The sequence below is a fragment of the Virgibacillus salarius genome (assembly GCF_039521925.1).
In the GTDB taxonomy this organism is placed as follows: Bacteria; Bacillota; Bacilli; order Bacillales; family Amphibacillaceae; genus Virgibacillus; species Virgibacillus salarius.
The window spans coordinates 1-9643 of record NZ_BAAACY010000141.1; the positions used below are offsets into that span (position 1 = coordinate 1).

9 protein-coding genes and 2 tRNA genes are annotated in these 9643 nt (G+C 36.8%); 10 read left to right on the top strand and 1 reads right to left on the bottom strand.

Annotation, left to right across the window (positions count from 1 at the left end; translation table 11 throughout):
* Positions 1 to 86 precede the first annotated feature (86 nt).
* From ABDZ84_RS17130 to ABDZ84_RS17165, 8 genes are all read left to right on the top strand, one after another.
* Positions 87 to 163 (top strand) — tRNA-Met (locus ABDZ84_RS17130).
* A gap of 109 nt (positions 164 to 272) precedes the next feature.
* Positions 273 to 349: transfer RNA gene (locus ABDZ84_RS17135), tRNA-Asp, on the top strand.
* 221 nt (positions 350 to 570) lie between these two features.
* Positions 571 to 1536, top strand: a complete 966-nt coding sequence (gene thiL / locus ABDZ84_RS17140; protein ID WP_026680368.1) for a thiamine-phosphate kinase — start codon at positions 571 to 573, stop codon at positions 1534 to 1536.
* Positions 1537 to 1545: 9 nt separating this feature from the next.
* Complete coding sequence (gene tsaE / locus ABDZ84_RS17145; protein ID WP_026680369.1) at positions 1546 to 2001, top strand: tRNA (adenosine(37)-N6)-threonylcarbamoyltransferase complex ATPase subunit type 1 TsaE; 456 nt, start codon at positions 1546 to 1548, stop codon at positions 1999 to 2001.
* A gap of 25 nt (positions 2002 to 2026) precedes the next feature.
* The gene (gene tsaB / locus ABDZ84_RS17150; RefSeq protein WP_026680370.1) at positions 2027 to 2734 is read left to right on the top strand and encodes a tRNA (adenosine(37)-N6)-threonylcarbamoyltransferase complex dimerization subunit type 1 TsaB; all 708 of its coding nucleotides are present in this window, start codon (positions 2027 to 2029) and stop codon (positions 2732 to 2734) included.
* Complete coding sequence (gene rimI, locus ABDZ84_RS17155; RefSeq protein WP_343782371.1) at positions 2727 to 3176, top strand: ribosomal protein S18-alanine N-acetyltransferase; 450 nt, start codon at positions 2727 to 2729, stop codon at positions 3174 to 3176. Before tsaB ends, rimI begins: the two co-directional genes overlap by 8 nt.
* Entirely contained in the window at positions 3173 to 4183 is a 1011-nt protein-coding gene (gene tsaD / locus ABDZ84_RS17160; RefSeq protein WP_166531003.1) for a tRNA (adenosine(37)-N6)-threonylcarbamoyltransferase complex transferase subunit TsaD, read from the top strand. The genes rimI and tsaD overlap by 4 nt, the downstream gene beginning before the upstream one ends.
* 219 nt (positions 4184 to 4402) lie before the next feature.
* On the top strand, positions 4403 to 5575 hold the full coding sequence (locus ABDZ84_RS17165) for an FtsW/RodA/SpoVE family cell cycle protein (protein ID WP_166531002.1): 1173 nt from the start codon (positions 4403 to 4405) through the stop codon (positions 5573 to 5575).
* 316 nt (positions 5576 to 5891) lie between these two features.
* On the opposite strand, the gene abc-f is transcribed toward ABDZ84_RS17165, so the two are convergent.
* Positions 5892 to 7817, bottom strand: coding sequence for a ribosomal protection-like ABC-F family protein (abc-f, locus tag ABDZ84_RS17170; protein ID WP_343782375.1), 1926 nt, complete (start codon positions 7815 to 7817; stop codon positions 5892 to 5894).
* Positions 7818 to 7950: 133 nt separating this feature from the next.
* Between abc-f and moaC the strand changes: the two genes are divergently transcribed.
* Positions 7951 to 8460 (top strand): cyclic pyranopterin monophosphate synthase MoaC, encoded by a 510-nt coding sequence (moaC, locus tag ABDZ84_RS17175; protein WP_121604545.1) that lies wholly within the window; start codon positions 7951 to 7953, stop codon positions 8458 to 8460.
* Entirely contained in the window at positions 8441 to 9091 is a 651-nt protein-coding gene (locus ABDZ84_RS17180; RefSeq protein ID WP_026680376.1) for a redox-sensing transcriptional repressor Rex, read from the top strand. The genes moaC and ABDZ84_RS17180 overlap by 20 nt, the downstream gene beginning before the upstream one ends.
* Positions 9092 to 9643: the final 552 nt, after the last annotated feature.

The following is a 9643-nucleotide window of genomic DNA, read 5'->3' on the forward strand; positions in this document are numbered from 1 at the left end:
CAGAAGTTAAGCTCTCCAGCGCCGATGGTAGTTGGGGCTTTGCCCCTGCAAGAGTAGGACGCCGCCAGGCCAAGTTATAATCATATCGCGGGATGGAGCAGTCTGGTAGCTCGTTGGGCTCATAACCCAAAGGTCGCAGGTTCAAATCCTGCTCCCGCAACCAAATTACATTATTAACTATATTGGTTAATTGAATATCAATAGTACTGTAAAATGTAACCAAAACGTTTCATCTAACTACACTGAATAACATTATTATAGTTGAATAAATTGGTCCGGTAGTTCAGTTGGTTAGAATGCCTGCCTGTCACGCAGGAGGTCGCGGGTTCGAGTCCCGTCCGGACCGCCACTAATATTATAAAGGTAGACACAGGATTTCATTATTGAAAATCGTGTGTTTTTTATATTTAATAGGAATTTTCATCAAGAAGCTGTCGCCCCGAATCAAGTAAAATATCCATCCTTATCTACTTCATGTTATTTCCAATCTAGTATGGTTTCCTTTTTCATTTTTCAACATTTTTTGCTATCATAAAATATAGCTTAAAAAGAAATTGGTGTGACTTGTAAATGGATGAATTTTCATTAATTGATTCAATAAAACAAACATATTATAGCCAGCCTACTTTAATCAAAGGTATTGGGGATGATGCAGCTGTTATACGTCAATCTGCATCAGATATTGTAACGGCAGTTGATACTTTTGTAGAAGGAGTCCATTTCCGAAGGGATACGATGGAGCCTTTTCATGTAGGATTTCGGGCTTTAGCAGCAAATTTAAGTGATTTAGCTGCAATGGGAGCAACTCCTGCTTTTTATCTAGTTTCTATTGTTATTCCTAAGACTTGGACCGAAATAGAAATTGCTGAGATCTTTGCTGGCATGAAGAAAATGGCTGGGAAATACCACATGGACTTAATTGGTGGAGACACAGTATCGGGCAAAGAACTATCTTTATCTATTACTGTGATTGGTTATGTTGATCAAGATAAAATTCGCTACCGTCATACTGCTAAAGCTGGAGATATTGTATTTGTAACGGGTACATTAGGTGATTCACAAGCAGGCTTTCATATTCTGACAAATCCAAGCTCCTACGATAACGCAGCGTATTTTATTAAAAGGCATCAACTACCCACACCTCAAATCGATTTTGCAGCTCATTTGCAGAAGTTTACTCGAATCACATTAAATGATGTGAGTGATGGCATTGCAAGTGAAGCAGCAGAAATTGCGGAAGCTTCAAGGGTAACTATTCAATTAGAGGATAATCGAATTCCAGTTCATGAGACATATAATCAATTTCCTTCTGATTTACAATATAACTGGAAATATTTTGGAGGGGAAGATTTTGAATTATTAGGTACTGTTCCGTCAGCGGACTGGTCGGAGTTAAAGAGCGTAGCTAAATTATTACCTGTTAGAATAACGAAAATAGGTAAAGTTATAAACGAGGATACAAGTGGAAAGGTATATATCAATAAGGATGGTAGGGATTACACTTTACCAAAGCAGGGGTACACACATTTAAAGTAGGTGGATTTATTGGATACATATCAAATTACAACTCATACAGTAGAAGAAACAATACAGCTTGCTGAAAAACTTGCGATATTACTTAAGCCAGGGGATGTTATTATGCTTGAAGGTGACCTTGGAGCTGGAAAGACAACCTTTACAAAGGGTATCGCAGTTGGACTAGGAGTAAAACGAAATGTGACAAGTCCAACATTTACGATTATTAAAGAGTATGAAGGCGAACTGCCGTTATATCATATGGACGTCTATCGACTAGAACATTCAGATGAGGACATAGGGTTTGATGAATATTTTAATGGAGACGGTATTTGTATCGTTGAATGGGCAAGATATATTCAAGATTACTTACCACAAAATCGTCTAGAAATAACTATTTCATACATTAATGAGCATTCGAGAGAATTAGCATTTACTGCATGGGGTGACCATTTTAAATACGTTCTAAATGAACTACAGTTATAATTTAGCAGAATGAGGAGTTATTTACATGAACATACTTGCTATCGATACCTCGAACCAAGTAATGAGTGTCGCTATTCAACAAAATGAGCAAATCATTGGCGAAATAAATACAAACTTAGCGAAGAATCATTCCGTACGTTTAATGCCAGCAATTGATCAATTAATGAAAGATATTGGATTAATGCCTGATCAATTAGAGCAAATTGTTGTTGCAAAAGGTCCTGGATCATTTACAGGAGTTCGAATTGGGTTGTCTACAGCAAAGACAATGGCCTGGGCACTGAATATACCAATAGTGGGCATTTCTAGTTTGGAAGTCCTTGCATATCAAGGGCGATTTTTTAATGGTCTTATTTGTCCTTTTTTTGATGCTAGAAGGGGAATGGTTTATTCCAGTACCTATCAGTGGCAAGGTACGATTATGGAAGAGATTGTACCTGAATCAAATATTTCCATGGAGGATTTATTAAACAAGCTTAAGGCTTATGACAAGCCTGTTTTGTTTTTAAGTCCTGACATGCATATTCATCAGGAAGCTATTGAACGGATAGTAGGAATAAATGCCATGATTCCAGAACCTACCTATCATCTACCTAGGGCATCTCATTTGATATTAGCATCTAAAGATAAACCCATTGATTCTACACATACGTTGACTCCAAATTACCTCAGACTTGCAGAAGCAGAAGCGAAATGGCTTGAGCAACAAAGGGAAAAGCAAGCGAATGAGTAACGTAGCAATACGAAAAATGGAAGTAGCTGATGTTCAACAAGTAATGGAAGTGGAAAAGGCATCTTTTACCAATTCATGGACGACAGACATTTTTTATCAGGAGATTACCGATAATCCACATGCATATTATTTTGTGATGGAGCTTGACGATACTATTGTCGGTTATGTAGGTATGTGGATAGTCCTGGATGATGCACAAATTACGAATATTGCTATTATGCCATCTTTTCGAGGGAGAAGATTAGGAGAAAAACTATTCCACTATACTATTCGATATGCGATAATGAAAGGAGTCAGTCGTCTGTCTTTAGAAGTTCGTAAATCGAATATGATAGCACAAAAATTATATCGTAAATTTGGGTTGGTATCAGGCGGCATTCGTAAAAATTATTATACAGATAATCAGGAAGATGCAATTGTAATGTGGGTGAATTTAACATGAAAAAAGACACAATACTATTAGGAATTGAAACAAGTTGTGATGAAACTGCAGTAGCCATTGTAAAAAATGGAAGAGAAATTCTTGCCAATGTCGTTGCATCACAAATTGATAGTCATAAACGATTTGGCGGAGTAGTTCCAGAAATAGCTTCCCGTCATCATGTGGAACAAATAACGTATGTACTGGAAGAAGCACTACAACAGTCAAATACGGTATGGGAAGCTATTGATGGGATTGCAGTTACGGAAGGGCCAGGTTTAGTAGGTGCTTTATTAGTAGGTGTGAATGCTGCTAAAGCATTGGCTTTTGCTAAACAAAAACCGTTGATTGGTGTACATCATATAGCTGGACATATTTATGCAAATCGGTTAGAAAAGGAATTTGAATTCCCTTTGCTTGCATTAATCGTTTCTGGTGGTCATACAGAACTTGTTCTTATGAAATCACATGGAGCATATGAATTAATTGGCGAAACAAGGGATGATGCTGCAGGAGAAGCCTATGATAAAGTTGCACGTATGTTGCAATTACCTTATCCAGGTGGCCCGCAAATTGACCGGCTGGCAGAACTAGGAGAAGAAGCAATCGATTTTCCTAGAGCTTGGTTAGAGCAAAATAGCTATGATTTTAGCTTTAGTGGGCTGAAGTCTTCTGTTATTAATACCATTCACAATGCAAAACAACGTGGAAAAGAACTTAGAAAAGAGGATATAGCAGCTAGCTTTCAAGCTAGTGTAATTGATGTATTAACTACTAAAACGGTTCGTGCAGCAAAGGAGTTTGATGTTAAACAGGTTATTATTGCAGGCGGTGTAGCAGCTAACAGAGGATTACGCAGTGCGTTGGAAGCAGAATTTGCAAAGACTAGTATTCCTTTATTAATACCTCCTTTAAACCTCTGCACGGATAATGCTGCAATGATTGCTGCTGCAGGGACAATTGCTTTTGAACAAGGTAGACGTTCAGGGCTTGAATTAAATGCAAGACCTTCGTTACTTTTAAAGTAATAAGTAATCCACAGGTTGTCACAGAAATGTTCATAACTTATTGGAAGTCTGTCAGATAGTCATGTTGAAAGTGGGTAAATTTGTGGAAAACTGCATAAAAACATGTGGATAATGTGTGTATCTTTTTATTAATAGCGATATAATGCATGTTATTCACTTTTGAGCTTGTGGATAACTATACAACATTTAATGATGTTAGAGAAATTTGGTGATTGAGCAGTGTCTAAGAAACAGTCCTTTTATATACAGAATGATTTAATTATCTTATTTATTTTGTTTGTATGTGTCAGCTTGCTTTCCATTTACAACGCCCAGCAATTGGATCAATATAATGAGAACTTTGTTTTAAAACAAATCGTTTGGTTTACAATAGGTGTTGGTATTGTAGCTGCCATACAGTATTTAGATATTGAGCAAATTCAGAAGGCTAGTGTTTTCATCTATGGATTTGGTGTACTTGTGCTTGCTGTGCTGTTAATTAGTCCAGATGCGATCGCAAAGCCTGTTAATGGTGCAAAAAGCTGGTTCCAGCTTCCTGGACTTTCGTTACAGCCCGCTGAGTTTACGAAAATAACGACGATTATATACATGGCTGCTGTTATCCACAGCCATAAGCAAAAATTTGAAAGACCAACTGTAAAGTCAGACATACTTATGTTAGTTAAAATTCTTGCAGTAGTTGGAGCTCCCGTCTTTTTAATTATGCAACAGCCTGATTTTGGTACGGCAATGGTGTATCTATTCATTGCAGGGATGATTATTATATTATCGGGAATTGATTGGAAAATCATTATGTTTTTAATTGTTAGTATTTCAGCGGTACTTGGCGCTGTATTAGGATTTATTGTAAAATTCCCGGATCTAGCTAAGAAAATTGTTGGAGACGACCAGGCGTATCAGATTGATCGAATTATGACGTGGTTTGATCCTACGCAACAAACAAGTGATGCTACATGGCATTTTGACCAGGCTTTTATGGCACTTGGTTCAGGGCAATTATTTGGAAAAGGGCTTGGGACACCTCAGGTTAATTTCCCAGAAGCACAAACCGATTTTATCTTTTCCATCATTGGAGAGAGCTTTGGATTTGTCGGTAGTGCGCTTGTCATTTTTCTATATTTTATGTTGCTATATAAGTTAGTCACGATTGGGCTCGCTATTTATCAGCATTCGCCGTTTGCATCATATATTTGTTTTGGCTATCTGAGTATGCTGTTAGTCCACGTTTTTCAAAATGTTGGGATGGCAATAGGAATTATGCCGGTAACAGGAATTCCGTTATTGTTGATAAGTTATGGAGGTAGTTCCGTATTATCCACAATGCTTGGCTTTGGCGTGATTTATCGAATAGCTGTGGAAAACTCGATCCAAAATGATTATCTATTCAAATAAATATGGTCATCTAAAAAAGCTACATGATATAAAATTGCGATCATGTAGCTTTTTATTTACAAGCAGATGTGGCATATCATCATCGAAATCTAGGATATGGGACGCTTTATGTAGAACTAGATGACTCGTGTAATTTCTTTAGAAGTCATCCATCTAAGGTTAACTATTTCATACTTCGGTAGGAACCACCTAATCATTGCATTCAAAGAATGATAAAAAACCCGAGCTATTTTTCGAAATATAACTTCGTATATTCGGAATATAGCTCGGATTTGTTTCATCTAGATTACTATGTTGGGGCGCTCTTTTAAATCGATTATTCCTCTTGTAGCTCGGCCCACTCTTCCATTAATCGTTCAATATGCTGTTTTCGATTTTGCGTCTCTTGAGTTAATTCAAGTGCCTTTTCATGATCTTGGAAAATTTCTGGCTGTGTCATTTTATCTTCTATCTGATTGATTTCTAACTCTAGTTTTTCAATTTCTTCCTCGAGTTCAGCAATTCGTCGTTGCTTCTTGCGTCTTTCACTTTTTAATTGCTTTTCTTCCTTGTAGCTCCGCTTTTTTTCAGTTGTTGACTTTTGTTTAACTACTTCAGCTTGCTGTAATCTTTGTATTTCTGCCTCTTCTGCTTTTTTCTCTAGATAATAATCATAATCCCCTAAATAAAGCATCGTATTGGATCTTTGCATTTCGATCACTTGATCAGCAATTTTGTTAATAAAATAGCGATCATGAGAAACAAAAAGTATCGTACCTGGATAATCGATTAAAGCAGCTTCAAGTACTTCCTTACTATCGATATCAAGATGGTTTGTCGGTTCATCGAGTATAAGCAGATTGGCTTTTTGCATCATCAATTTAGATAATGCCAGTCTTGCTTTTTCTCCCCCACTTAATGCATTCACTGGCTTTAAGACATCGTCTCCTGAAAATAAGAAGTTACCAAGAACGGTGCGTATATCTTTTTCATTTATCGTCGGATAATCATCCCAGAGTTCCATCAATACCGTTTTTGAAGAGTTTAAATTTGCCTGCTCTTGATCATAATAACCAATTTGAACATTTGTTCCGAGCTGAATGTTACCTTTTGCAGCCTTCAGTTTACCTAATATAACTTTTAATAACGTAGTTTTACCAACTCCATTAGGTCCTACTAAAGCAACACTTTCACCACGATTTAGGTGCAGATCTACATGGTGAAATAAGTCATTATCTTCACCATCATAACGAAAGGACAGATCATTGATTTTTAAGACATCATTTCCACTTCTTTTGTCGATATGAAATGAAAAGGAAGCAGAAGATTCTTCTCCTAAAGGTCGATCAAGCTTGTCCATTTTTTCTAACTGCTTCCGCCTACTTTGGGCACGCTTCGTTGTAGACGCACGTACAATATTTCGTTGAATAAAATCCTCCATTTTTTTAATTTCAGATTGTTGTTTTTCATATTCTTTTAGGTCTTTTTCAAAATCCAAAGCTTTTTGTTCTAAAAATTTACTATACGTACTATGATATTTTTTCGTTTTATGTCTGGAAATCTCATAAACGATGGATACGGTCTTATCTAGAAAATAACGATCGTGGGAGACGATGATGATAGCTCCAGGATAGCTTATTAGATAGTTTTCTAACCAATTTAATGTATCAATATCCAAGTGGTTTGTTGGTTCATCTAAAATAAGTAACTGTGGCTTCTTTAATAACAGTTTTCCTAGTGCCAATCTAGTTTTTTGACCACCACTTAGTGTTTCAATTGGTGTTTGGTAGTCAAAATGATGAAAATCTAGGCCAGTTAAAACAGCTTTTATATCTGCTTCATAGGTATATCCGCCATTCCTTTGAAAGACCTGTTGTAGTTTATCGTATTGATCCAATAATTTTTCATAGCTGTCAGTTGAATGGTTAGTCGTTTGTTCCATTTGCTTTTCAAGGAGACGTAGCTCTTCTTCCTGTTTTCTTAATTCCGTAAATACAGCGAGCATTTCATCCCAAATGGTTTGATTTGATTCAAGTGACATATGTTGTGATAAGTAACCGATTGTTAAATCCTTAGGCTGGAAAAGCTCACCATCATCATAGCTGAGTTCACCAGCCATTATTTTTAATAGTGTAGACTTTCCAGCTCCATTTCTACCTACAATAGCAATACGATCATTGTCTTTTACTTCCATTTTTATATTCGATAGAATCTCATCAGCACCAAATGCCTTAGAAAGTCCATTCATTTGCATAAGTATCATAGCTTTTCACCTCATCCATACTAGTGTATCTTAATTACATGAACGCAAGCAATATAATTGTGAAAACGATCACGACTTATTTCCATTTTTCTGCTAGAATAGAGATGGAGTTCAAAGCAATGGAGTTGGGCAAATGTCAGATTTTACACACTTTAATCAACAGGGTAGGGCGCATATGGTGGATATTAGTGATAAGCAAGAAACGAATCGTATGGCAATCGCTAGATCCAGTATCCTTATGAACAAACAAGTTTATGAGGCGATTATTGGAAATGCTATAAAAAAAGGGGATGTACTTGCAGTTGCACAAGTTGCAGGTATTATGGCAGCAAAGAAGACACCAGACTTTATTCCAATGTGTCATCCGTTACCATTAACGGGCGTTAATATTTCGTTTCAGTGGGATACGTCACATGATACATATGAATTAATTGTTGATGCCACTGTGAAAACGAAAGGAATTACAGGTGTTGAGATGGAAGCTCTTACTGCTGTGTCTGCTGCTACATTGACAGTATATGATATGTGCAAAGCGATTGATAAAGGGATGACCATCGGCCAGACATTTTTAATCGAAAAACAAGGTGGTAAATCTGGAGATTATTATCGTAAGGAAAGAAGGAATGACCATGGATCAAAATAAAATACCTCAAGCAACTGCTAAACGCTTGCCATTGTATTATCGATTTTTAAATAATTTGAATCACCAGGGCAAAAAAAGGGTGTCCTCCAAGGAATTAAGTGATGCGGTAAAAGTCGATTCTGCTACCATTCGCAGAGATTTTTCTTATTTTGGTGCATTGGGTAAAAAGGGATATGGCTATAATGTCGAATACCTATTGGGATTTTTTCGTAAGACGCTCGATCAGGATGAAACAACGGATGTTGCACTAATTGGCGTAGGTAATCTAGGTACTGCCTTTTTACATTATAATTTTATGAAAAATAATAATATATTAATAAAGATGGCGTTCGATAGTGATCCCGATAAGGTTGGAACTACGATTGGTGATGTACCTGTATATAATATTGCAGATTTAGAAGACAAGATAGCTGGTGTAAAGGTGGCAATCTTAACAATCCCTGCTAGTGAAGCGGATGGAATCACCGATCGACTCGTGGAGCAAGGGATTACGGGGATTTTAAATTTCACTCCAGCGAGGATTACGGTTCCAGAACATATTCGTGTTCATCATATTGATTTAGCGGTTGAGCTACAAGCACTTGTTTACTTCTTAAAACATTATCCTTTAGAAACGAATCGTCTAGAATAAGCGAAGCCTCTTGATGGTAATTAAAGCTACTGAGAAGCGTTTTTGATATGCTCTCCTTTATCTCGCTAATAACTCAGTAAGATCTTAATTCAAGCAATAATACGGATTAAGCGGGGGATCGACTGCCAGTAAATGTCCGATTGGTTTTACGAATAATCCGTGGGGATAAACAAATCCCCCACGGATTGAAGTTTTACTTTGTGTAGACAGATTAAACATTGATTCTGTATTACTTAAGGAGCGTTTTAATAGTGAAATAGCAGTATTTGATGAAGCGTCGTTTTCCATGGGCAACGCTTCAATGTATATTTTCTTTCTTGATTGGAAAAGCAAAAGTAAGTAGTTTTTTGCTCTTAAGGAAAAATGAAATCAGAAACAAGCTGGGAAACCTAGATAGGGTTTCTTTTTTTGTAAGTTAAGAAAGTATAAAATCAGTGCAATGACTGCGTTAAGCCAAGTAGTTATTTTGAAATGTTTGTGTATATTGGCAATGCTCCGACTAATTACTTCGCTTTCCGCGGGCACGGCCTCAACTAACTTTGCAAAGAAGAA

Coding starts and splice junctions, on each gene's coding strand:
- tsaB (WP_026680370.1), top strand. CDS start 2,027: ATGAACATACTTGCTATCGATACCTCGAACCAAGTAATGAGTGTCGCT.
- ABDZ84_RS17180 (WP_026680376.1), top strand. CDS start 8,441: ATGACCATGGATCAAAATAAAATACCTCAAGCAACTGCTAAACGCTTG.
- rimI (WP_343782371.1), top strand. CDS start 2,727: ATGAGTAACGTAGCAATACGAAAAATGGAAGTAGCTGATGTTCAACAA.
- tsaD (WP_166531003.1), top strand. CDS start 3,173: ATGAAAAAAGACACAATACTATTAGGAATTGAAACAAGTTGTGATGAA.
- abc-f (WP_343782375.1), bottom strand. CDS start 7,817: ATGATACTTATGCAAATGAATGGACTTTCTAAGGCATTTGGTGCTGAT.
- thiL (WP_026680368.1), top strand. CDS start 571: ATGGATGAATTTTCATTAATTGATTCAATAAAACAAACATATTATAGC.
- moaC (WP_121604545.1), top strand. CDS start 7,951: ATGTCAGATTTTACACACTTTAATCAACAGGGTAGGGCGCATATGGTG.